The 22,517-nt window shown below is 51.0% G+C and carries 22 protein-coding genes; 3 read left to right on the forward strand and 19 right to left on the reverse strand.

The annotated features are described in order from the left end of the window. The first annotated feature begins 22 nt into the window (after positions 1-22). Both G5B47_RS08515 and G5B47_RS08520 read left to right on the forward strand, forming a co-directional pair. Complete coding sequence (locus G5B47_RS08515) at positions 23-424, forward strand: hypothetical protein (protein WP_165096840.1); 402 nt, start codon at positions 23-25, stop codon at positions 422-424. After that, complete coding sequence (locus G5B47_RS08520; protein WP_165096843.1) at positions 421-1,575, forward strand: MFS transporter; 1,155 nt, start codon at positions 421-423, stop codon at positions 1,573-1,575. The genes G5B47_RS08515 and G5B47_RS08520 overlap by 4 nt, the downstream gene beginning before the upstream one ends. A 73-nt stretch (positions 1,576-1,648) precedes the next feature. Here G5B47_RS08520 and G5B47_RS08525 read toward each other — a convergent pair whose 3' ends face one another. The 17 genes from G5B47_RS08525 to G5B47_RS08605 all read right to left on the reverse strand — a co-directional run bounded on the left by G5B47_RS08525 (position 1,649) and on the right by G5B47_RS08605 (position 16,562). Continuing rightward, a complete protein-coding gene (locus G5B47_RS08525; protein ID WP_165096846.1) occupies positions 1,649-2,440 on the reverse strand; it encodes a hypothetical protein in 792 nt (263 codons plus the stop codon). Between the two features lie 428 nt (positions 2,441-2,868). Further along, on the reverse strand, positions 2,869-3,315 hold the full coding sequence (locus tag G5B47_RS08530; protein WP_165097515.1) for a UPF0158 family protein: 447 nt from the start codon (positions 3,313-3,315) through the stop codon (positions 2,869-2,871). Between the two features lie 8 nt (positions 3,316-3,323). Further along, positions 3,324-3,500: a hypothetical protein gene (locus G5B47_RS08535; RefSeq protein ID WP_165096849.1), complete on the reverse strand. Its 177-nt coding sequence runs from the start codon at positions 3,498-3,500 to the stop codon at positions 3,324-3,326. Positions 3,501-3,772: 272 nt separating this feature from the next. Then, positions 3,773-4,402, reverse strand: a complete 630-nt coding sequence (locus G5B47_RS08540; protein WP_165096852.1) for a YfbR-like 5'-deoxynucleotidase — start codon at positions 4,400-4,402, stop codon at positions 3,773-3,775. 102 nt (positions 4,403-4,504) lie between these two features. Continuing rightward, on the reverse strand, positions 4,505-5,329 hold the full coding sequence (locus tag G5B47_RS08545; protein WP_165096855.1) for a Cof-type HAD-IIB family hydrolase: 825 nt from the start codon (positions 5,327-5,329) through the stop codon (positions 4,505-4,507). Positions 5,330-5,357: 28 nt separating this feature from the next. Continuing rightward, the gene (locus G5B47_RS08550) at positions 5,358-6,158 is read right to left on the reverse strand and encodes a DeoR/GlpR family DNA-binding transcription regulator (protein ID WP_268958437.1); all 801 of its coding nucleotides are present in this window, start codon (positions 6,156-6,158) and stop codon (positions 5,358-5,360) included. A 108-nt stretch (positions 6,159-6,266) separates the two neighbouring features. Further along, on the reverse strand, positions 6,267-6,632 hold the full coding sequence (locus tag G5B47_RS08555; protein ID WP_165096857.1) for a glyoxalase/bleomycin resistance/dioxygenase family protein: 366 nt from the start codon (positions 6,630-6,632) through the stop codon (positions 6,267-6,269). 44 nt (positions 6,633-6,676) lie between these two features. Beyond that, positions 6,677-7,252: an NAD(P)H-dependent oxidoreductase gene (locus tag G5B47_RS08560; RefSeq protein ID WP_165096860.1), complete on the reverse strand. Its 576-nt coding sequence runs from the start codon at positions 7,250-7,252 to the stop codon at positions 6,677-6,679. A gap of 68 nt (positions 7,253-7,320) precedes the next feature. Further along, a complete protein-coding gene (locus tag G5B47_RS08565) occupies positions 7,321-7,791 on the reverse strand; it encodes a MarR family winged helix-turn-helix transcriptional regulator (protein WP_165096863.1) in 471 nt (156 codons plus the stop codon). A 168-nt stretch (positions 7,792-7,959) separates the two neighbouring features. Then, positions 7,960-8,802, reverse strand: a complete 843-nt coding sequence (gene modA / locus G5B47_RS08570) for a molybdate ABC transporter substrate-binding protein (RefSeq protein ID WP_165096866.1) — start codon at positions 8,800-8,802, stop codon at positions 7,960-7,962. A gap of 183 nt (positions 8,803-8,985) precedes the next feature. Next, positions 8,986-9,900, reverse strand: a complete 915-nt coding sequence (locus G5B47_RS08575; RefSeq protein WP_165096869.1) for an N-acetylglucosamine kinase — start codon at positions 9,898-9,900, stop codon at positions 8,986-8,988. Beyond that, complete coding sequence (locus G5B47_RS08580; protein ID WP_206107300.1) at positions 9,881-10,588, reverse strand: N-acetylmannosamine-6-phosphate 2-epimerase; 708 nt, start codon at positions 10,586-10,588, stop codon at positions 9,881-9,883. The genes G5B47_RS08575 and G5B47_RS08580 overlap by 20 nt, the downstream gene beginning before the upstream one ends. A 17-nt stretch (positions 10,589-10,605) precedes the next feature. Further along, on the reverse strand, positions 10,606-11,457 hold the full coding sequence (locus G5B47_RS08585; protein WP_165096871.1) for a MurR/RpiR family transcriptional regulator: 852 nt from the start codon (positions 11,455-11,457) through the stop codon (positions 10,606-10,608). 28 nt (positions 11,458-11,485) lie between these two features. Further along, a complete protein-coding gene (locus G5B47_RS08590; RefSeq protein ID WP_165096874.1) occupies positions 11,486-12,307 on the reverse strand; it encodes a carbohydrate ABC transporter permease in 822 nt (273 codons plus the stop codon). A gap of 24 nt (positions 12,308-12,331) precedes the next feature. Beyond that, positions 12,332-13,183 carry a carbohydrate ABC transporter permease gene (locus G5B47_RS08595; RefSeq protein ID WP_165096877.1) on the reverse strand — a complete coding sequence of 284 codons (852 nt, stop codon included), beginning with the start codon at positions 13,181-13,183 and terminating at the stop codon, positions 12,332-12,334. Between the two features lie 62 nt (positions 13,184-13,245). Next, on the reverse strand, positions 13,246-14,610 hold the full coding sequence (locus G5B47_RS08600; protein ID WP_165096879.1) for an ABC transporter substrate-binding protein: 1,365 nt from the start codon (positions 14,608-14,610) through the stop codon (positions 13,246-13,248). A gap of 272 nt (positions 14,611-14,882) precedes the next feature. Further along, positions 14,883-16,562 (reverse strand): glycoside hydrolase family 13 protein, encoded by a 1,680-nt coding sequence (locus tag G5B47_RS08605; protein WP_165096882.1) that lies wholly within the window; start codon positions 16,560-16,562, stop codon positions 14,883-14,885. A 171-nt stretch (positions 16,563-16,733) separates the two neighbouring features. Here G5B47_RS08605 and G5B47_RS08610 point away from each other — a divergent pair, with 171 nt between their 5' ends. Then, positions 16,734-17,729, forward strand: a complete 996-nt coding sequence (locus G5B47_RS08610; RefSeq protein WP_165096885.1) for a LacI family DNA-binding transcriptional regulator — start codon at positions 16,734-16,736, stop codon at positions 17,727-17,729. Between the two features lie 83 nt (positions 17,730-17,812). On the opposite strand, the gene G5B47_RS08615 is transcribed toward G5B47_RS08610, so the two are convergent. Next, complete coding sequence (locus G5B47_RS08615) at positions 17,813-20,155, reverse strand: xanthine dehydrogenase family protein molybdopterin-binding subunit (protein ID WP_165096887.1); 2,343 nt, start codon at positions 20,153-20,155, stop codon at positions 17,813-17,815. Positions 20,156-20,195: 40 nt separating this feature from the next. Then, positions 20,196-22,517, reverse strand: coding sequence for a xanthine dehydrogenase family protein molybdopterin-binding subunit (locus G5B47_RS08620; RefSeq protein WP_165096890.1), 2,322 nt, complete (start codon positions 22,515-22,517; stop codon positions 20,196-20,198).

A 22,517-nucleotide genomic window follows, 5' to 3' on the forward strand; every position in this document is an offset into this window, starting at 1 on the left:
TGAGCGATGGAGCGTGAGAGATATGATTTATTATGAATCCCCTCAAGTGGAGATTTCCTGGAATGAAGCGCAGCAGATCGTTGAGCTGAGATGGAAGGCTTTCGCCCAAGGTGTACAGTTTCGTACCGCTATGGATAAGGTAGTGGAATTGGCCGGAAAAATGAATGGCAGCAAAGTGCTGTATGACAACCGCAAAATGTCGGTCATTGGTCAAGAGGATCAAGCCTGGGTTTCCCAAAACTGGGTGAAACGGGCTTCAGATATCCAGTATTGCGCCGTAATTGCGCCGGAGAAAGTCGTCGCCAAATCAAGCTTAAACCGGATTGTCGGCACCATCGACGAGTTTCCGTACGAGTTGAAGTTTTTTCAGCATAGGGAAGATGCGGTTAACTGGCTGGCTGAAATGAGGCATAAAGTCAGATGAGAGCTTATATCTATTCTGCCATTATCGCGTTCGGACTGTTCAGCATCGTCAACACCGAATTTGGCGTCATCGGCACATTTATTCAAATTAGCGAGAAGTATCAAATCAGCGCTTCGCAGACCGGTATGCTTGTCAGTTTGTTTGCGCTCACAATTGCGATTTTTGGCCCGTTCATGACGCTGCCGTTCTCAGGGTTTGACAAAAAACGGATCATGGCCTCCGTGCTTGGCCTTTTTGCCGTCGCCAATCTTCTGTCGGCAGCCGCTCCAAACTTTTCGGTTCTGCTGATTGTCCGCATCCTGCCCGCTTTTCTTCATCCGGTCTACTTCTCGCTGGCTTTCGTAGCCGCGGCAAGTTTTTTCCCGAGTGGACAAAAGAATAAAGCAACCGCCTATGTATTTACCGGAGGTACGGTGGGAATGGTTCTGGGCGTGCCGATCACCTCTTTTATCGCGGATCAATTTTCGCTTGAGGCCTCCTTCCTGTTCTCCGCCGCTCTGAACTTGATCGCGTTAATCGGTCTGCTCATCTGGGTTCCAAGCATGCCGGTAACGGCTAAATTATCTTATAAAAAGCAGCTCGGGGTCTTAGCTAAACCCCAGCTATGGCTGAATATTGCCACCGTCTGCTTAACCATTTCGGCGATGTTTGCCGTATTCAGCTATTTTGCGGAATATCTTGGACAGATTACGAAGATGAGCGGAAAATTAATAAGCACCATGCTGATTCTGTTTGGAGCGAGCGGTGTTCTGGGAAATTTGCAGGCAGGACGATTGCTTAGCAAGCATGTGATCAAAACGACCCTTCTGTATCCTGCTGTATTGGCCGTCACGTATCTGATCGTATTCTGGGGCGGAAGTTACTTCATTCCAATGATGATCATCGTGGTCGTATGGGGATTCATTCATACCGGGGGCTTTATTATCAATCAGAACTGGTTGGCCTCCGAAGCATCTGAAGCGCCTGAATTCGCCAACAGCCTGTTCGTCTCTTTCTCGAATTTGGGCATCGCGATCGGCACCGCTTCAGGAGGTCAGTTCTTATTGCATATGGGCACACACCAGATCATCTGGGGCGGCTTAATGTTTCTGGCGCTTGCAGTCACCCTGATGCTTGCAAAAATAAAAATCTTTGGTATCCGCACGACTTAACTTGACTCCTCGGAAATGAACAACAAATAACCAAAAAGACAGCGTTGAATTGGCTGTCCTTTTGGTTTTACGATTAAATATTATTTGGTCTATCCATTAATTTATGACATTCAACTTGGAATTCATGAGGTTTATCCAAGGATAAATAAACTTGATCAACCATTTGCCGCTTTCCAAACAGACGGATAACGGGGATTTTACTTTTCAAACGAATAAGTATATTGGGTTCGATAACAAGGGGAGTAAATGATGTTTTTAAATCATTCTTGGTTAATTTCATAAACTTAATCATAGAGACAGACTCAATATTATCTATATCAATTTTCGATAACATCTGAATGCCATACTGAACTCTTATCTCTTGTTTGGAAACTAAAATTGGATTTAAACACATAGCCCGGTAATCAGCAATTAATAAGATAATGATATACAGATTTCCTAATGAAAGTACCCATGCAGCAATAGGGGACCATTGCATAAGGAGAATATGAATACATATACCTTCAATCAGCAGTATCTTAGATAAGATTAATATGGTTATGAGCCAGTTTGAATTTTTATGATAACTAAATGAAGCAGCGCCCGTTTGTAAATAAGGCTTTTTTCTCCAAGAGAATAAAGCGTAGTAAAAGACAGATGCATCATGAACAAGTAAAGATGCTATTTTAGAATTGCTCAATGACTCTTCAAGACTTTTTCGAAGTGTGTCTATCGGGTGGGAATCAACTGCCCTATTGCGTCTAAAATTAGAGATGATTTGATAGACTTTGTAAATCTCATAACTAATGAACATAAGTTCCACTGGCATAAGAATATATTTTATGTCGTCAAGTGTTCCTTGACCTGTATCGGGTACAATCCACATTAAAGCTATGTAACCTAAAAGAGCGAAAGGAAGAATCGATACAATTTTTTTGTTTAATTTCCGGTAAATAAGAAAGTAAAGCAATAAAGGGATTACAACAACAAAATCTAACGAAACACCAATGGTCAGGAGTGGATCATTCTGTTTAGACAGTACAGATTTAATAACAACAAGGTCAAACAGAATGATAAATAAGCTTACCCCAATGAAAAAACGAACGTTATTTCTATAAAGTTTGAATATGGTTTAAACGCTCCTTTCAATACATATCTTAATCTAATATAAAGCAAAATTACAATTTTTCCAAATTAAATTTCACATGGAATAGATGCTTCCCCAGTCAAAGTGTCAATCGCCGGCGTTTCAACCGATTGTCCATAGCAGCCCAAATACCGGCCGGTGTCTCCGTCAACATCACAGTTTAATAGTCATTTCACTTCCAATCGGAAACCTTTGGACTCCAGCCATTGGATAACGCGCTGACGATTGCGGACTTCTACAAACTGATAATAGCGTTCCAACTCTTGTTCATCCGATGCCAAGGTATCCTTGAATTTTCGAAATATCTTCTCGCTCCCGTCCAAAACATGAACCAGTTTAGTTCTTAATTTCTCATTATCGACAGTTTCAGCAAAATCGGACATATCCCTGTATCCTGCATGCGACTCCCTGCTCGGAACACGAAAATATACTTCGTTAAAACCCTCATCAATAATCTCACTCAATTCCTTATCCTCATCATCCGGGTCAAAGGAATTTAGGGTTACGATCTCACCTGTTTCAATATTCAGAAAAAAGTCAATCCCGTCCATATACAGATCATAAGTTTCAACAAGCTCTTTCATTTGTCCCTCGGATAGCTTCAGTTCCTTCATCAAGCTGCTCACATCCTTAGCATTTCACGGATATCCTGTTCGGACAATCTGCTGACGGAGTTCTCTCCTGCTTCAATGACTTCCTCGATTAAATCTTTCTTGCGCTGCTGCAGCTCCAGAATCTTCTCCTCGATTGAGCCTTCCGTTGGCTCGTAAAATACATGGATTTCCGCTGCTCTATGCACTCAAGGAACTGTTTGATTTTGGAAACTACGTAAAGGCGCTTGACCCCCCACCCTCATTTCGAGGGACAAACCTTTACCGCTCGGCGTATTCTGAATTTTAATTATAAACTCAAACTGCAGCTGTTCGCGGCCAGAGGATATCATGCGATTATCCTTACCCTTATTATAAGCCGATCGACGTGATGATTATGGAGAAAATGCTTTAAACACAGAAAAAGAGCCCAACCACGCGTTAGGCCCTCTCTGCTTATAATTACCGGTTTCATCTGATACTAATTAGCCAGTACTTCCTCCGTGATCCGTCTGATGTCGACCGGGGAAATCGTCTCTTCGTTTACGAGATCGGGCAGGATGTATTTAAGAAAATAACCGACACAGTGCAGCGGGATGTCCTTGATCTTCATCAGGGCGCTGCGGTACATCGTGATAAATTCCTTCTCCGTATTGCCCTTTTGCAGCTCGGCGAACGCCTCGTACACCTGGTCCAGCTTATCGGCGACTTCAAGAATGCGCCCTTCCACTGATTGATCCTTGCCTTCGCGAAGCTGGTTGTAGAAGATGCTTTTGAATTCGGACGGGATGTTTTCTTCGATAAAATGGTGCACCATCCCCTCCTCCACCTGCTGGATCAGCGCCCGAAGCTGCGGGGAGGAATGCTTGACCGGCGTTTTGATGTCGCCAATAAAAATTTCGCCGTAATCATGGCTGCTCGTAATCTCGTAAAGCTTCTTCCAATCGATCTTCACGCCGTGCTGCTCTTCGATATCTGCCAGCGTCTTGGCGTACTGCACCACTTTCCAGGAGTGGGCCGCCACACTGTGTTCCTCGAATTTGAACTTCCCCGGACAGCGGATAATCCGTTCAAGTCCGCCCAGAGACCGGAAATATGCATGGATTCCCATCGGTTCAGCCACCCTTTTATAAGTCATGAAGTCTTGATTCTACTATAAGTAACTTATGTTAAGGGCATATTAACTAGAGAGTGAACCGGTGAAACTCCTGACTTACTGCGAGCCGGGGAATAGAACAAACCGCTCAATCCCGTCCTTCAAACCGTCCTCGTCATTGCTGAGCGTAACCTTGTCGGCTATTTGTTTTACTTCGTCCGGCGCGTTCCCCATCGCAATCCCCAGTCCCGCGTACAGGATCATGTCGATGTCGTTGTAATTGTCGCCGATCGCCATCAGTTCTTGGTTGGAGATGTGAAACACCTCTTCCAGCTCGCGGATCGCATACGATTTGGACACCATTTCGTCCATGATTTCCAGATAAGTATCTTTGGATTTGTACAGGCTGATGCCTGGTACTATCGTTTGCAGGGTTCGCGTAAGCCGGTTAATCTCCTCCGGATGTCCCATGCATAATATTTTGTGAATCTCGGGATCTTCGTCAAGATAAGCGGATAGCTCGCGCTCGGCCGGTTCAACATTAACAATCTCCTGCTCCTGAATGACCCACGGGTCGAAGCGGTCGGCAACAATCCACTGGTCGTGACTGTACAGACTGATGCTGGTGTCCGGAAAGCTCGTACTCACGATGTCGAGGATAGCCTTCACGCTGTTATGGTTCAGTCCGATGCTGTGAAGCGTTTCCCTGCCGCCGCCATCGCTTCCGCCAAGAACGAGAGCTCCGCTGTAACAAATGACGGGCGCATCGATTTCAAGCTCCTGCTGGAGGGGAAGTATGCCTCTCGGCATCCGGGCCGAGACTAGGACAAACGGAATCTCGCGTTCCTTTACCTCCTGAATAACGGTTTTGGTGCCCGGCGTAATCTGGTGCCGCGAATTCAGCAGGGTACCGTCAATATCGCTAAAAATCGCTTTGATCATATCGCATCGCTCCTTGACAATTTTTGGCTTACTCTTCCACGGCCGTCCGGATCAGTTCGATCCCGCTTTCGCGCAGGACAGGCAGCAGATGCTCCGGCGGGCTTTCGTCGGTAATCAAAATGTCGATATCGGAGAACTCCATGCCCCTGAATGAAGCGGTAAGATTGAACTTTTGGCTGTCCGTCAGCACAAATACTTTTCCGGCCCGCCCCGCTACAAGCTTTTTGACCAGTGCATCTTCCCGGTTCGCAAAATAAATGCCGTCCTCCATAATCGCTGCCGCCCCCAGAAAGGCCTTGTCAAAGTAAATTTCGCTGAGCTGCTCCGCTTGAGATTCGTTATAAAAAAACCGGTTGTCGTAGTTAAACTTTCCGCCGAGCAGTTGAAGCTCCACGTCCGTATTACCCGCCAGAACCTCCGCGTTGTCGAGCGAGTGGGTATAGACCGTAATCTTTTCCCGAATTTCCGCGCACAGCTCCCGGATCGTCGTGGAGACATCCATGAAGATGACCTCCCCTTTGCCAATGTAGGCGTTGGCTGTCCGGGCAATTTCAAGCTTCTGTGCGGAAGCGGCGGCCGCGCGCTCCTTGTAGGCTTTAATTTCTTCCTTGAAAAATGGCAAAGCAATTCCGCCATGCGTCCTTATGGCAGCGCCTTCCTCCACCAGCTTGATAATATCCCTTCTCGCCGTATCCCTCGAGATGTCCAGCAGCTCGCAAATGTCCGCATTCGATAGCTGGGTACGGGTCTTCAATTGATCCAAAATTTTGAGCAGCCGTTCCTCCTGATAAATGGAAAACTCCTCCCTTCTCACCCTTATTATAAGCATTATTAAGCAAATTGTTAAGTGTTTTTAAGCATTTAATTCAATAAAAAAAAGCGTCCTGTCCGGATCGCCGGAACAGACCGCTTAAGAAGGGGAGCAGAAAAACCTGTATCATACCGGAACGACTTGCACATATTCCGCAATCAAGCCGTCCGGGTGTTTGACAAGCATAATCCAGCTTTCGGGAGTCCGCTTCGCTTCCGTTAAACAGACTGCTCCATGCTGCTGCAAATATACGGCCGCTTCTTGAATGGAATCAACTAAAATGGTTGCACTTGCTGACTCATATAGCCGTCTGGACTCCGCATCTCCTGCAATGATGACCGTACGGGCAATCATCGCCAATTCCAAGTTTAATTCCTCATAAAACACGCGAGCTTTACACTTTTCCTGATACAAATCTTCATAGAAGCGAATGGTTTGATCCAGGGCATCTCTTTCAACAAATACACGAATCAATGTATCCAGCACCTTCATGAACAGCACCGCTTTCTTTTATTATTTTAGGTATTTGCTAAGCTTTAAAGTTGACGCGCTTGACGGTAGACATTTTGCAGCCACTTCTCTCTTCGCTGGATACTGCTGCCTTTCATTCCCGCAAACATCATTCTCTTCACAGACCGAATGCCGCAAAATTTCAGGATGGATGTCTTGATTACTTTCCATTCGGCGCTTCCTCTTAAAAGCCTCACAAACCAGGAAGGGGAGTCGATCGTATAAATGACCCATGCGGATTTTCCCGCCAATAATCCCTTAGGCATCAATCCTTCATATATGTAGGCAAAGCCGGATACGAACACTCTGTCAAAAAAACCTTTTAATATCGCAGGCGTACCGTACCACCAGACAGGATATACAAAGATAAAATGATCTGCCTGTTTCACAAGAGTACGATAACGTTCCGTTTCCGGATCATTCTTTAAATTCCTTCTCTTGGAGGTCTCGCCGAACTTCAGAACGGGATCAAATTGTTCTTGATACAAATCGATAACAGTGAATGTATGGCCTTTTTCTTTCAGACCTTGCTTTACTTTTTCCAGGGTGGCATGATTGAAGCTTGCCGGATTGGGGTGCGCATAGATGATCAGTACGTTCATTTAAAACTCTCCTTCGTATCAGAAAATAAATGACATGTCATTTAATAGGGTAAAAAAATTATGACTGATTAAGGTTCGTATCCGCGCCGTTTGAGCGTGTCCGCCAAAGCCTGCCCCTTTAAAAAACGAAACAACAAAGAATTAATGGTCTCAAGCTCCTTCTCGGAATAGAGCTGCATGAGCTGTTCGTATAGCCCCTGCTCGATGCCTTCGACTAATTTGGCTTTCTCCAATCCCTGAGTTGTGAGTTGAAGAATTACATACCGCGAATCTTTCGGATCAACTACTTTTTCAACAAGACCGTCGGCACACATTCGTTCCAGAAGCCGTGAAGGACTGCCGGACTCACAGATCAATAAATGCCCAAGATCTTTCAGAGAAAGGTTCTTCCACTCATCCAATATTCGTAGCACTTCTGCTTGCGATGCTGTTAACCCGATTTCCTTCAGTAAGTTATTGAGCAGCCTGTTTCCCTGCCGCTGTACGGCCAGTATTTCGTAGCGAAAGGTTTCTGCTTTGGAATACTTATTTCTATCCATCTAAAAATCACCTTTGATTCATTTGTTATAGAAGTAGATGATACATCATTTGATCCTATTATAGATGATGCATCATCTATAATCAAGGATAAAATTTGAAAGCGACCTGCCCGGATATACCGGAACAGATCGCCTTGCAACAGGAACGGCTTATGCGAAAATAAAGCTTTATTTTCCGGCCAGCTTGAAGCCGTATTTGAGGAATACATCACCGGCTTCCTTCGTAAACAGGTAATCGTAGAAGACTTTCGCTTGTTCCGGATGTGCGCTTTCCGCCAGAACGGCGGCCGGATAGCTAATCGGATCGTGGGTGGACGGATCAACCTTCATGGCGACTTTCACCTTCGGTTCCCCAGCTGCGTCACTGCCGTACACTAAGCCCGCTTCCACATTGCCGGACGCCACGTAGGTCAGAACCTGACGGACATCCTTGGCAAAGACGATTTTGGGCAGCAGCGTATCCCAAAGGCCCGCTTGTTGCAGGAACTGCTGCGCGTACATGCCCGCCGGTACTGATTCAGGCTGTCCGACCGCAATTTTCGCGAACCCGAGGCCGGTTAAATCTTCGGCCTTAACGTCTGCAGCCGCCGAATCTGCGGGAACGACCAGCACCAGGTCATTGGTGAGCAGGGTTCCGGTCAAATCGGGATTCGTCAGCTGCTTGTCCGCAAGGGCGTTCATTTGTTTGGCGCCCGCCGAAATGAACACGTCTGCCGGAGCGCCCTGCTCGATCTGCTGCTGAAGCGATCCCGAAGACGCCAGGTTCAGGCGCACGGCAATACCCGGATGCGCGGCATGAAATTTCGGGACCAGTTCGTTTAAAACATCTTTAAGGCTTGCGGCCGCCGATACCAGCAGCTCCGTCTGTCCGGCTGACGACCCGGCTGCCGGGCTTGAGGTGGCGGAGGCGCCGCCGAGCGCTGTATTCCGGGCGCAGCCGGCGATCACGGGCAGACACAGGGACAACAGTAACACATAAACAATCCAACGATGCTTACACTTGATGGCCATCCTGCTTCATCCTTCCAAGGTCAAAATAACTTTGGTCAAGTATACAACGAAACGGAAGCTTGCCGGAAGAGTCAAAAAAATGGACGCTGAACTCCTCTCCGGACCCCAACGCAAAAGGGAGGGCCGTTTACCGGTCCTCCCTTTTGCGTTGGGCAATAACGAATGGCCAGGCTTTAAGCCCGCTTATAAAGCTGCATTCTCCCTGGCCAGGCTGTAGATGCCTTGCGCGGGATTCCCCTCGCAGATCGATACGAGCCGGGAAATCCCGGCCGCTTCGAAGAGGCCCCCCAGGCTTGTCCGAAGAAACGAAGCATTGAAGACCCCGCCGGACAAATAGACGGGAAGCTCTTCGCCGAGCCGCCTAAGCGCGGCGGAAGCCAAGCGAAACAGATGCCCCGCCGCCTCCTCCATAATCCGGCGTGCGGCTGGGTCGCCCCGCTCGGCCAGTTCATTAACCGCCGGAACGAGCAAGGCGAGATCCTTGTCGGTGATTTCACCCGAGTAGAAACCGGCCAGAAGCCAGCTTTCCTCTTTCCAATCCAGCACGGACATAGCCGCCTGCTCCAAAGCCGTCCCGGCCGAAATGCCGGCCCGTGCTTTAAGCACTTCCTTGACCGCTTCCAGACCGATCCAGTAGCCACTGCCCTCGTCTCCCAGATGGTGTCCCCAGCCGCCTAGACGGGCCGAACTTCCCGCCGCATTCCTGCCGTAGGCCACCGTGCCGCCGCCGCTGATGACGACGATCCCCGGCTTCCCGCCCGTTACGGCCCGCCAGTTGCCCAAGTAGTCGGGCACCACCAGCAGCCCGGCCAGGGTAAAGCTCCGGCCGCTCATCCCGCGCTCAATCGTCTCGGGAATAATGGATACGTCTCCGTGGTAGCCGCTCAGGCTGAAGCATACGGAGACCGGTTCGGCCAGCTTCATCCCGTTCAGTTCCTCGCACAGCCCCGCCGCGATTCGGTAGTAGCTGTCCAGACCGCCCGGCCGGGCATAATGGATAACCGGCTCGGCCTTCCAGTTCCGGATTAACCCGGCGTTCCCGTCGAACAGATCAATCGAGGTCTTCGTCTGTCCTCCGTCAACGCATATAATTAGCATCGCCATCACTTCCTGCGCCGTGATTTTGCAAAATTCCCGTATAGCCTTTGGTAATAGCTACCGTATCGGTTATTGCCGTTCCGACGACAACGAAGTAAGCGCCGGCTTCAACCGCCGCAAGCGCCTGCTCCGGCGAAGAGACATGCCCTTCGCAAATCGTCCGTATCCCGGCATCCGCCAGCGCCTTAACCAGCTCGATATCCGGCGTCTGGCGGTTCTTGCTGATATCCGTATAACCCGAGAGCGTGGTCCCTACATAATCGGCCCCGAGCTCCCAGGCTCTCACGCCTTCTTCAAATGTGGAAATATCCGCCATAACCGGCGTATTCAGCTCTTCTTTGATCTCTCGGATCAGTTCTTTCAGCGCTTCCGTGTCCGGCTGATTCTGGAAGGTCGCTTCCAGCGCAACGATATCCGCTCCGGCTTCGACGATGTCCTTGGCGTGCTCGAACGTCGGTGTAATAAAGAAGCGGTGTCCGTGCTGCAGTACTTTATTGATCCCGATTACGGGAACGTTTACATTCTTCTTGATTTCTCTGATATGCTCGGGGCTGTCGGCCCGGATTCCGACCGCCCCCCCGAGCTCCGCGCATTTCGCCAAAGCCGCGATGTGAAGCGAATGATTCAACGGATGGTCAAAATGCGCCTGGCAGGATACCACGAGTCCGTGCTTCATGCTGTTATCCACTGATTTTGCCACTCCTTTTAGTATAAGTTTTTACTGGTGGCCCTTGCCGTTTTCCGGATCGTTCCCTCGGCGGTCTCGCCAAGCTCCTGCATCACATGCGCAAAAATAATATCCAGAATATATAGCTGCGGAATTGTTGACGTAAAGGCGCTGCCTTCCGTCGGCTTCTCCCGCGATGAACTGAGCAAAACGACATCGGCGTATTTGGTGACCGGCGATTTGATGTGGCTCGTGATGCACACGACGCCCGCCTTTCCTTCTTCTTTGGCAATTCGGGCAATGTCCACCATATCTACCGTGCTGCCCGACACCGACAGCAATACGGCGACATCGCTTTCCGTCATCAAGGTCGCCTTAACAGGCCCGAGATGCCCGTCCGTCACCGCTTCGACAGGCAGACCTGTGCGGATAAACCGGTATTTGGCGATTTCCGCCGTAAATCCCGAGGAGCCCACGCCGAAGAACACAATCTGCCTTGCGCGCAGCAGCATATTCACCGCCTCCCGAATCTGCTCCTCTTTCAGAAGGGCGGTCGTTTCATTAATAATATGAAGATTTTTTTGTCTGACCTGTTCGGTAATGCCGTCCCCGATCGAATCTCCCAGCTGCTCTTGGCCGGAATCCAGCTCCTGGGCAAGTGCCAATTTGAACTCCTGGAATCCCTTGTACCCGATATGCCGGCAGAACCGGAGGACGGAGGTATCCCCAACCCCGGCTTTTTCCGCAAGATCGGTGAGCGAGTCGAAGATAATATTTTTGACTTCACTCAGAACGACGTCGGCCACTTTCTTCTCGGCCTTGGTCAGTGTTGGATAAACGCTTCGGATAAACGCGATTACATTTCCGGTGGGTATATTTATTTTTTCCATCCCGGCAGTTCCTCCTCATTGCATCTGCTCAGCCTTTAACCGCACCCATCGACAATCCGCTGACCAGATAACGCTGGGCGAAAAAGGTGAACAGAAGCGGCGGCAGTATCGACAATACGGTGGCGGCTGAAATATCTCCCCATTTGATTCCCCAGCTTGTAATGAACATCGTCGAACCTAGGGTAACGGGAGTAGCCTTGTTAAGAGATATAATAACGGCAAACAAATAATCGTTCCATGAAAAAATGAACGCAAGGATGGCCACGGAAGCGATGCCTGGCGCCATCAGCGGAAGGATGATCTTCCACAAAATCTGGTACACGTTGCAGCCGTCGATTTTGGCCGATTCCTCAATCTCATAGGGCAGCTCCTGCAAAAAACCTACCATTAAAATCAGCCCAAGCGGAATATTCAGGAAAATATTAATAAGAATCAGTCCGGCAACCGTATCAAGCAGTCCCAAATATTGAAACATTAAATAGTAGGGAATGGCAAATACAATCGGCGGAAACAGTCTCAGCGCCATCGAAAAAGTCAGCAGCCTCCCGGAGCTGAAGCCCAGCCGGATGACGGAATAGGCGGACGGCAACGCGATCAAGATGACAAATAGACTGGTAAACACGGACAGCAGGATGCTATTCCTGAAATATCCGGTGAAATCATACCCCGCCGCGAACATCACATTCCGGTAATGCTCCAGCGTCGGAGCGAACGTAAATTTCGGAGGGAAGGAATTGATATCGCCCGTCGTTTTCAAGCTGGTCATCAGTGTGTTGAGCAATGGAAGGAGCAGAAACACAGCGATGACACTGACGGCGATCGTTGTAAGCCACGGCTTTCTTGCTTTCATAAGAGGACGACCCTCCCTTGCTCTTTATTTGGATAATCTCTTCACGAAGAATGGAATGAGCAGCAGCAGGAACACAGCGACAATGACGGAGGCCGAGGCCGCCTGCCCGATTTGGCCGGATTTGAACGCCGCTTCATAGATGTAAATGCTTGCCGTCTTCGTGACATTGCCCGGTCCGCCATTCGTCAGGACATAAATGACGTCGAACGTGCGGAACGCATCGATCCCCCGCAGAAACGCCGCGATAAAAAAGATCGGAGCAATCACGGGAAGAATGATCTGCACAACGGTTCTCCAATATGAAGCCCCGTCCACCGAAGCCGCCTCATAAAGTCCCGGATCGACACCCTGCAGCCCGGAATAAATGATCAGAAACGTGAACGGCACCCACTGGATAATGTCAAGTACGATCATCAATGGCACGACGAGATCGGGATCGAACAGGTTGACTTGGATATGCAGCAGGGATAGAAAATAGGTTGCGACGCCGTTGTTCTCATTCAAAATCAGGCGGAACATAATGCCCATAAGCGAAGGCGCGACCATAATCGGCAGCAGCACCATGCTCAGAAGCGGCCGTTTCCCGGGAAATGACCGGTTAAACAGCAGTGCAAGCAAAAATCCGAGCACCAGTTCAATAACCGTCGTAATCAGAGCGAACTTCAGGGTAAAGCCGATGGAGTGCCAGAAGTCGGCATCCCGCAAAATTTCCAGATAATTGCCAAACCCGGAAAAAGAGGACATTCCCTGGCCCATGGATACATCGTGTAAGCTCAAGTAAATCGCATATCCCGCCGGGAATACAACCATGACAACCCAGAATAACAGCAGGGGGAAAGACAGGACCCACTTTGCCGCCTTTTCCGAATAGCCCATTTCAACACCTCTTTTTAAAAGATAGGATAAAGGGGAGAAATCCCCCCTTTACCGGCTGCGGCTTACTTAGACAGCGTCTCGCTTACATCGCTTTGCGCTTTTTCAAGCGCTTTTCCGATATCGACCTTTCCTGCCCACGCTCCGCTCAAATCTTCTGCCAGCTTCAGCATGATCGGCTGGGTTTCGGCAATAATCGGTGTGGAATAACCGTACTTGTCCACATGCTCCGCGATCAGCGGCAGCACCGGCTTTTTCTCGCCCAGACCGTTCAGCACTTCCGCAATCGGAGGAATCCCGCCGCCATCAGCATAGATCTGCATGGCATCTTTCGTCGTCAAATAATTCATCCATTTCAGCGCGGCTTCCTTGTTCTTGGCGTATTTGTTCAGTCCCACCCCAAGGGCGTGAACATGCGTCTTGTGCTCGCCCGGAATCGGCGCAACCGCTATTTTGCCAGCAATATTCGGAGAACGCTGCGGATCGTTCAGCTCGTCATACGCTGCTCCCCATTGAACGGCAAAGGCCGCGTTGCCGGATTGTAGAGCCGCCTGGGTTTCGGGGTACTCCGCAACGGTCGAGTTCGGGGATGTCATTTTGCCGCCATAAATCGTCGAGTAAATACCCATCGCTTTCTTGGCCGCTTCGGAATTGAGCTGCGGCTTACCGCTCTCATCCAGCCAAGAGCCGCCATTTGACCACAAGAAGTCGTCCCAAATCATGACGTTGAAAATCAGGTTCTTCATTTGCAGCGCGGTGCCGTATTTCGTCGGGGAATCCGGATTGTACTCCTGGCTGAAGAACGCCGCGGCCGCGATAAAGTCATCCCATGTCCAGTCCTTCGGATCTTTGGGCTGAAGGACTTGGCCCAGCACCTTTTGGCTGACTTCGCCATATTTGCTCTTCCAGGTGGAGTCGCTCAGCAACTGATCGATCAAATCCTTCCGGTACAGGAGGAAATGGTTGCTGACGTCCATCGGAATCGCCAGGGTTTCGTTGTTCATTCGCAGGGAATCGACCGAGGATTTCAGATAACCGTCCGTGTTCACCTTGCCGTCCAGAGCGTCCAGACTCGACGCATGCTGGCCGATAATATAGCTTGCTGTAAAGTACATATCTACTTCATCCGATTTGGAGCTCATCATCGCCGCTTCCTTCTCGTAAGTTCCGTCGCGGCTCAGCAGCACCATCTCGACATTCACGCCGTCGGTCTTGCCCTGCCCGCTGTTATAGGCATCCACCACTTTCTGCATGGCGTCGCTCTCCGGTCCCGGCCAGTACACCATGGATACCTTGGAAGTTCCCGATTGTCCGTTTCCGCCGGAAGTGCCGCCCGCATCGGCGGAACCGCTCTGGTTCGAGCCGCAGCCCGCCAAAATGACGGTCAAAGACAATGCCAAAGCAACACAACGAGTTAATAAACCTTTCATCCAAATCCCCCCTTGATTAACTTGTTCCTATCATATTCGATCTCAAAATAAAAGTAAACACTTTTTTTATTTGTAAAATGGAGGATTACTCTTTTATTTGAATGCAATTCACTCCATTTTATGAAACCCATACAGTTTTCAAGGATGTACGTGTGAGATATAATCACATTGCGGAACGATCCAAAGACTCCTTCTACGGCAGCAAAAAAAGAGAAACGGATGTCTCCGTCCCTCTTTCTCGCTTTTTTATTCAGGTCAAATTTGCAGTTGGCTTACAATGACTTACCATGCAGCCGGTATACCCTGGCCTCGAACGGCTTCAGGTTAATCGTCCGGATGCTGCCCCCCGCAGGGGCCTCATAGTTGGAAAGCAGCAGCTCGGCGGTGCTGTAACGAATGCCTTTAGGCAGATGGAACAGCGCCTCGTCCGCGGTCAGATTGGTGATGATCAGCCATTGGTCATCCTCCAGCGTTCGGGTATACGCGTAGATTTGCTTGTTCTTTGGCAAAATCAGATCGTAGACGCCGTAGATGGCGACCGGATTGCTCTTGCGAAGCCGGATCATCTCTTTGTAATAATGGTAGACCGAATCGGGATTCGCAAGCTCGCTTTCCACATTGATTTCCTTGCAGTTCGGGTTCACCTTCATCCACGGCGTTCCCGTCGTAAATCCGGCCTGTTCCCCGGCGTTCCACTGCATCGGCGTTCGCGAATTGTCCCGTCCCGTTCTCCAGATCACCGGCATCAGATCCTCATGTTCCTTGCCTTCTTCTCTTTCCAGCCGGTACCAGTTCTTCATATGCACATCGTCGTAATCATCAATCGACGGAAACTGGACGTTCGTCATGCCGATTTCCTGTCCTTGATAGATGAAGGGAGTTCCCTGCATCAGAAAATACATCGTTGCCAGCGCCTTGGCCGATTGCACCCGCAGCGGTCCATCATTGCCGTAAGTGGACACCGAGCGGGGTTTATCGTGGTTCTCCATGAACAGAGCGTTCCAGCCGGTGCCCTCCAGCCCTTTTTGCCACTCGGTCAGCACCTTCTTGAACTTTGGAATGTCAAAGCCCTGATCCAGGCTTAGGTCCCAAAGATGCATATGATTGAATTGGAACACCATGTTGAACTTGCCTTTTTCCTTGCTGACCCATAGATCCGCATCCTTAGACGTTACCCCGCTCGCTTCCCCGACGGTCATAATATCGTACTTGTCGAACGTTTCGCGCTTCAGTTCCTCAAGGAAATCATGAATCCCTTCCCGGTTCATATGTCCTTCAAAAGCACTCACATAGCGTAAGCCTTCCGGGTTCGGCAGGTCGGGAAATCCGGCCAGCTTCTTGATATGCGAGATCGCGTCGATCCGGAAGCCGTCGATTCCTTTATCCAGCCACCAGTTAACCATATCGTACAAATCCTGGCGCACATCCGCGTTCTCCCAGTTCAGGTCCGGCTGTCTCTTGGAGAATACGTGCATAAAATACTGGTCCGTGACCATGTCGTATTCCCAGATGGACCCGCCGAAGATGCTGTCCCAGTTATTCGGCTCCGCGCCGTCTTTTGGATCGGCCCATATATAGTAGTCCCGTTTCGGGTTGTCTTTACTTGAGCGGGATTCGATGAACCAGGGATGCTCATCCGAGGTGTGGTTGATGACCAGATCCATGATCAGCTTCATCTCCCGGTTATGAACCTCTTTCAGGAGCTCATCGAAATCCTCCATCGTGCCGAACTCGTCCATAATGTCATGATAATCGGAAATATCGTAACCGTTATCGTCATTGGGCGACTTGTAGATCGGGCAGATCCAGATCACGTCGATGCCCAAATTTTTCAGGTAATCCAGCTTGTCGATAACCCCGCGCAAATCGCCGATTCCGTCTCCGTTGCCATCCATAAAGCTGCGGGGGTATATTTGATAGGCCACCGCTTCTTTCCACCATACTCTTTCCAATTCCGTCAGCTCCTCCAGCTAGGTAGGAAAATCTTTTCCTTATTCGGAGTATAAAACAACTCTTTTTTCCTAGTCAAGTGGAATTGGCAGGCGGATTTCGGCATGATATGATATGAATCAGGAAAATATTTTCCCGTTCCATCCATTTAAATATTCGGAGTTGTGATGCTCATGAAAGTAACGATTAACGATATTGCCAAAATGGCCGGAGTTTCAATCTCGACCGTCTCCCGGGTTATCAACAACAGCAAACCGGTTAAAGAGGAAGTCCGGATGCGGGTCATGGAAGCCATCAAACGCACCAATTATCGTTCCGGCTCCATCATAGACGACAGCGCCAGAACCGAATCCCAGCTCATCGGAGTCATTGCGCCGCAGTTCAGCCACACCGTGCTTAACGATATGGTGGCGGGAATCGGGTCGGTTGCCCGGCTGTACGGCTACGAGCTGCTGATCGGGCTGACCGACGGAACGGTTGAAAGCGAGCTGGATCATCTCAAAAGATTCGGGAATATCCAGTCGCAGGGGATCATTTTTGTCGGCTCCATTCTGGAACGCAGGCATATTGAAACAATAGAAGCGGCGGAAATCCCCTGTGTAGTGATTGGACAAGTCTCCAATACCCCATCCATCCCTTCCGTCCATGTAGATAACGTCACCGCCTCTTACGAAGCCGTGACCCATCTCATTCATAAAGGGCACAGCCGAATCGCGATGATCCGCGGAACCGGCGATTCGGGCATCGGAAGCGACCGTTTCAAGGGCTATAAGCAGGCGATGAGCGATGCGGGCCTCCCGGTCAGGGAAGACTGGGTTGTGGAAAGCAATCTGTCCGTGGATGACGGAATGAACGCCATGCAGAGACTTGCGGAGACCGGAGACATGCCAAGCGCCGTATTCTGCTCAACGGACTGGATGGCGCTCGGAGCGATAAATTATTTGCTGGATCACGGTATGCGCATCCCCGAGGATGTGGCCGTATTCGGCTTTGACGGCAGCTATCTGTCGTCGGTCATCCGCCCCAAGCTCTCGACGGTGGAGTATTCCGCATCCGAGATCGGCATGACAGCCACCCGAAATCTCATCAAAATGATCAGAGGCGCCTCGGATATTCCGCAGCACTCGAACGTCACCCATTACCTGGCGATCCGCGAAAGCACGAACTGAGAATTACGGAAATAACTCTGGACATTCCCCAATCGGCAAAACAGCAAGCTTCCGGCGGCACGGAAGCTTGCTGTTTTTATGAATTATTGAATCGCAACTTCGTCTTCTTCTAACGCCGCTTTGCTTAATTGCTCCTTCAGATACAAAGGCTTAACAGGAATTTTATGAATTTTGACGCCGGTGTGCCGAAGCGCATCCTGAACGGCCGATTGAATAACGGCGAGAACCGGTATCGACCCGCTTTCACCCGCTCCCTTGACGCCAAGCGGATTGAGCGGGGATGGCGTTTCAATATGATGAATCGTCATTTCCGGAATTTCCGTGGAAGAAGGGACGAGGTAATCCATCAGGCTGCTCGTAAGAAGCTGCCCTTCCCGGTCGTAGACAATTTCTTCATATAGGGCGTTGCCGATTCCGTTCGATATGCCGCCCTGATACTGCCCGGTTACAATCAGCGGATTAAGCAGCTTGCCGCTGTCGTGGACAGATAAGTAATGCAAAACCTTGATTTGCAGCGTCTCGGGTTCCACCTCGACGACTGCCATATCGGACATCGATGTAATGGCCGCACCTTCGGGAGCAAAATAATCGGTTGCCTCCAGCATCGGATCGGTTGGAAGATCGTAGGTTTTACCTGGAGCGCCCCCCTTCGCCGCATGGGACAAGGCTCCCAGTGAAATGTGCATACCGGGCTCGTCTTTTTTGCGGACATATCCGCCAGCCAATTCAAGTGCGCTTTCCGGAACATTCAGCTCATGCGCAGCGAGCCGGAGCGCATGCTGTTTGACTTTCTGGGCAGCCTTGTACACCGCGTTGCCCGCAATGGTCGCAATCCTGCTGGCGAATGTACCGGTGCCATACGGAAAGAGGCTTGTGTCGCCTTCCCGGACGATCACCTTCTCAAGCGGGACATCCAGCACTTCAGCCGCAACCTGGGCTAGAGACGTTTCATGTCCCTGCCCCTGGGTAGCGGCGCCTGTGAACACCGTCACTTCGCCCGTATCTTCCACGCGGACGGTCGCCCCTTCATAATTGCCGAAGCCGGTGTTCTCGATACAGACGACCGTGCCGATTCCGATATTTCTGCCCTGCTTCCGGTACTCTTCCTGAAGCTCGCGCCAATGCTCATACTCCCCTTCCGACTTAACGGTTTCCACAAGCTTGGGGAAATTGCCGCTATCGTAAATCTGCGGCTTCCCATCTCTTGACAAAAGACCGGTGCGGTAAGGAAATTCATCAGCCTGAATCAGATTGCTTCGTTTAATTTCAAGCGGGTCCATATTCAGTTCATGGGCCGCCTCATCCAGCAACCGGTTCAGAATCATGGCCGCCTGCGGTCTTCCCGCTCCCCGGTATGGCGCGAGCGGCACCGTATTCGTATAGAAGACGTCGATATCGCAGGCATAGTCGGTCACGCGGTACGGGCCGGGGATTAATGAAGATGTAATGATGGGAACGATAACGCCCCAGGGCACGTATGCGCCCGTGCTCGCCAGGCCTTTATCGATTACCGCCACAATCTTGCCTTCCCGGGTCACTCCGAGCGTAGCCTCATGAATCTGTTCGCGCTCATGAATGCAGCTCATCATATGCTCCATCCGGTCTTCGATCCAGCTTACCGGCGCGCCCACCTGAAGCGACGCCCAGGGAACAAGCATGTCCTCCACGTAGAACGGAGCTTTGGCGCCAAAAGCGCCTCCGACATCCGGGGCAATGACCCGAACTTGATGTTCCGAGATCCGGAACGTTTCCGACAGAATTTTGCGCATTTCATGCTGACTCTGAGTCGCGGCATACACTTCCAGCATAGGTTCGGGTTGGTGATGGCTCCACTTCGCGAGCAGTCCGCGCGTCTCAATCGGCAGACAGCTCACCCGGCCGATTTCAAACCGGTGGCTGACGACGACATCGGCCTCCTTCATTCTCTCATGGGCGTTGCCGATCGACTGACTGATGCTCATCGCCACATTGGATTCCAAATGCCTGTGAGCCAGCGGCGCTCCGGGACGCGCGGCGTCTTCCAGAAAGGAAACGGCAGGGAGCTTCTCATATTTGATTTTGATCAGATCGACTGCGTCTTCGGCTATATATCTGGAGGTTGCGATTACCATGGCAACCGGCTCGCCTACATGGTGAACGGTTCTGTCAAGCGGCCGCTGGGTAACGGATATCAGGTTGGGATTGGGAAACACAACAGGCAAGCAGGGAAGCTCCGCCGCCTCATCGGGGCCGAATACCGCTACCACGCCCGGCAGTTTTCTCGCCTGCTCCAGGTCAATTTCCGTAATATTGGCATGTGCGTGCGTGCTGCGCAGAAAAGCGGCGCTGAGCGCTCCGTCCATGTGAATATCGGCGACATATCGTCCCTGTCCCCTGATCAATCGGGGATCAATTTTCCGTTTCATGGGCTGACCTATATACTTCATACCTTCACCTCCACAGTCTATAGACCGAATAGCTCTTCCATCATCCGGTCGGACCAGCGCTCCGCCGTTCCGTCCTTGGCTTCATTTGTTTCAACGCCTTGCGAATGCGTTCGGGGCGAAGGGGGAGAGAGGTTATCGGAATGGCGTATTCCTGCAGCGCGTTCACGATGGCATTGGCAATCGCGGGAGCTACGGCTACCGTTCCGCCTTCTCCCGCGCCTTTGACTCCGAGCGGATTGAGCGGTGAAGGATAGTTCTCCAAAATCTCGGCACGAACCTCCGGAACTTCCATCGAGGTTGGAATCAGATAATCCATGAAGCTGCCGGACACAAGCTGTCCGATTTCGTCATACTTCAGTTCCTCGTAAATGGCGCCTCCCAGTCCCTGGGCCATTCCGCCAATGAGCTGGCCTTCCACGAGCATCGGATTGATCGCCTTTCCGAGATCATAGGCAATATAGTAGTTCAATATATGCAGCGCCCCCGTGCCGGGATCAAGCTCCACCTCGGCCGCGTGGCAGCCGTAAGGGTAAGTCATATGTTCAATATGAAACGTATATTTCTCACACAGCGAAATGCCGCGATCCGAGCAAATTTGCAGTAATTCATCCAGCGGCATGGCGACCTGCTCCGCTTCGGCATACACCACGCTCCCGTGCTTGAGGGCGAGCATGTCCACCGGCACCGCAAGCTGCCCGGCCGCAACCTCTAGCAGCTTCTCCTTCAGCAATCCGGCGGCATGCCAGGCGGCCGAACCGCCGACAACAGCTCCGCGGGTCGCGAATGAACCGTTGCCCTTCTCCACAAGATCGGTATCGCCATGAACAACACTGACATATTCGTAAGGAATGCCAAGCTGATCGCTGCAAATTTGCGCCAGCGTCGTTGTAATCCCCTGACCGACTTCCGTCAGTCCGGTCTTGCAAATCACCCGGCCGTCCGGTCGCATCTCCACCTCGGCAAATTCCCATGGGCCAAAGCCCGACTTTTCCACAAAGGAAGCAAAGCCTAGACCAATAAAGCGCCCTTCCTCCCTGGCCCTGGCCTGCTTCCCGGCAAACTGTTCCCAGCCCATGAACTTCCGGGCGTAGTCAAGCGTTTCGGCATAGTTGCCGCTGTCATATTCAATCACCTGGCCGAGAGCGGACAGCCCGTTGCTGTAGGGCATCTGTTCAGGACGAATGTAATTTCGTTCCCTGACAACGGTAGGGTCCAGCTTCAAATGTGCGGCGACCATATCAATCACCCGCTCGCGGACAAACGTCCCCTCGAACCGTCCCGGCCCGCGGTACGTTCCAACCGGTGTCTTGTTGGTCAATGCCAGATGCGTCACGATTTCAATATCGCTGAAATCATAAGGCCCAGGGAACATGGCCTGGGTCAGAGACGGCACGGTCGTACCATGCGTGCGGATATACCCGCCCTGATCAAAGAAGATTTCATCCCGCAGCGCATAAATCCGTCCGTCGCCGTCAAAGCCGACCGTTACCTGATGCTTCTGTTCTCTGGAGTGGTTCGTCGCTTTGAAGTGCTCCAGGCGGTCCTCGATCCATCTGACCGGACGCTTCAGTCGCATGGCGGCGAACGGAATTAAATAGTCTTCCGGATAGAACTCGCCCCGAGGCCCGAATCCGCCGCCGCAATCGGTTTCGATTAACCGGATTTCTTCTATATTCTTATTGAGGAGACGGGCCATCAGTTGATGATTGAAATGGACAACCTTTGCAGCGCCGTATACCGTCAGCCGCTCGTCCTCGTCGCACAGCGCAAGAAGTCCCCTCGTTTCCATCGGGATGCCGGAATGGCGCTGTACGTACAGTTCCTCTTTCAGCACATGCTCGCATGTCTTCAGCCGCTCTGCCGCGTCCCCTTTCTTACCGTGGATCAGATACATCTCGTTCGTACCCGCATCAGGATGAAGGAGCGGCGCATCCGGTTGTAACGATTGAACCGCATCCGTCACCGGAGGCAGCACATCATATTCAATCTTGATGAAATCCGCGGCGTCCTCGGCCATATAACGATCCTTTGCGACAATCACCGCCACTGGGTCCCCCACGTAACGGACGCGGTCTTTCGCCAAAGGATATTGCAGAGCCTTTTCGAGTATCGGGTCCGGAGACAGCCGCATCGGAATCGGCCGCAGGTCACCCGGCAGGTCGGATGCCGTGAGAATCAGGAGCACCCCGTCAAAACGCCGGGCTTCTTCCACGTCGATGGAACGGATGATCGCATGCGCATGCGGAGATCGGATGATCACGGCTTCGCACTGATCCGGAAATTGCAGATCTCCGACATATTGTCCTCTTCCCGTTAAGAGATTGTAATCCTCCAGCCGTTTCAGACTTGCGCCAATCGACAT

The sequence above is a fragment of the Paenibacillus apii genome (assembly GCF_011043685.1).
Lineage (GTDB): Bacteria > Bacillota > Bacilli > Paenibacillales > Paenibacillaceae > Paenibacillus_AQ > Paenibacillus_AQ sabinae.

What these genes read in the sequence shown, in the direction of transcription:
- G5B47_RS08610 (WP_165096885.1), top strand. Translation starts at nt 16,734, where the DNA reads ATGAAAGTAACGATTAACGATATTGCCAAAATGGCCGGAGTTTCAATC.
- G5B47_RS08550 (WP_268958437.1), bottom strand. Translation starts at nt 6,158, where the DNA reads ATGCTTATAATAAGGGTGAGAAGGGAGGAGTTTTCCATTTATCAGGAG.
- modA (WP_165096866.1), bottom strand. Translation starts at nt 8,802, where the DNA reads ATGGCCATCAAGTGTAAGCATCGTTGGATTGTTTATGTGTTACTGTTG.
- G5B47_RS08575 (WP_165096869.1), bottom strand. Translation starts at nt 9,900, where the DNA reads ATGCTAATTATATGCGTTGACGGAGGACAGACGAAGACCTCGATTGAT.
- G5B47_RS08615 (WP_165096887.1), bottom strand. Translation starts at nt 20,155, where the DNA reads ATGAAGTATATAGGTCAGCCCATGAAACGGAAAATTGATCCCCGATTG.
- G5B47_RS08560 (WP_165096860.1), bottom strand. Translation starts at nt 7,252, where the DNA reads ATGAACGTACTGATCATCTATGCGCACCCCAATCCGGCAAGCTTCAAT.
- G5B47_RS08530 (WP_165097515.1), bottom strand. Translation starts at nt 3,315, where the DNA reads ATGAAGGAACTGAAGCTATCCGAGGGACAAATGAAAGAGCTTGTTGAA.
- G5B47_RS08520 (WP_165096843.1), top strand. Translation starts at nt 421, where the DNA reads ATGAGAGCTTATATCTATTCTGCCATTATCGCGTTCGGACTGTTCAGC.
- G5B47_RS08515 (WP_165096840.1), top strand. Translation starts at nt 23, where the DNA reads ATGATTTATTATGAATCCCCTCAAGTGGAGATTTCCTGGAATGAAGCG.
- G5B47_RS08525 (WP_165096846.1), bottom strand. Translation starts at nt 2,440, where the DNA reads ATGTGGATTGTACCCGATACAGGTCAAGGAACACTTGACGACATAAAA.
- G5B47_RS08555 (WP_165096857.1), bottom strand. Translation starts at nt 6,632, where the DNA reads ATGAAGGTGCTGGATACATTGATTCGTGTATTTGTTGAAAGAGATGCC.
- G5B47_RS08620 (WP_165096890.1), bottom strand. Translation starts at nt 22,517, where the DNA reads ATGTCGATTGGCGCAAGTCTGAAACGGCTGGAGGATTACAATCTCTTA.
- G5B47_RS08565 (WP_165096863.1), bottom strand. Translation starts at nt 7,791, where the DNA reads ATGGATAGAAATAAGTATTCCAAAGCAGAAACCTTTCGCTACGAAATA.
- G5B47_RS08545 (WP_165096855.1), bottom strand. Translation starts at nt 5,329, where the DNA reads ATGATCAAAGCGATTTTTAGCGATATTGACGGTACCCTGCTGAATTCG.
- G5B47_RS08585 (WP_165096871.1), bottom strand. Translation starts at nt 11,457, where the DNA reads ATGGAAAAAATAAATATACCCACCGGAAATGTAATCGCGTTTATCCGA.
- G5B47_RS08590 (WP_165096874.1), bottom strand. Translation starts at nt 12,307, where the DNA reads ATGAAAGCAAGAAAGCCGTGGCTTACAACGATCGCCGTCAGTGTCATC.
- G5B47_RS08600 (WP_165096879.1), bottom strand. Translation starts at nt 14,610, where the DNA reads ATGAAAGGTTTATTAACTCGTTGTGTTGCTTTGGCATTGTCTTTGACC.
- G5B47_RS08540 (WP_165096852.1), bottom strand. Translation starts at nt 4,402, where the DNA reads ATGGGAATCCATGCATATTTCCGGTCTCTGGGCGGACTTGAACGGATT.
- G5B47_RS08595 (WP_165096877.1), bottom strand. Translation starts at nt 13,183, where the DNA reads ATGGGCTATTCGGAAAAGGCGGCAAAGTGGGTCCTGTCTTTCCCCCTG.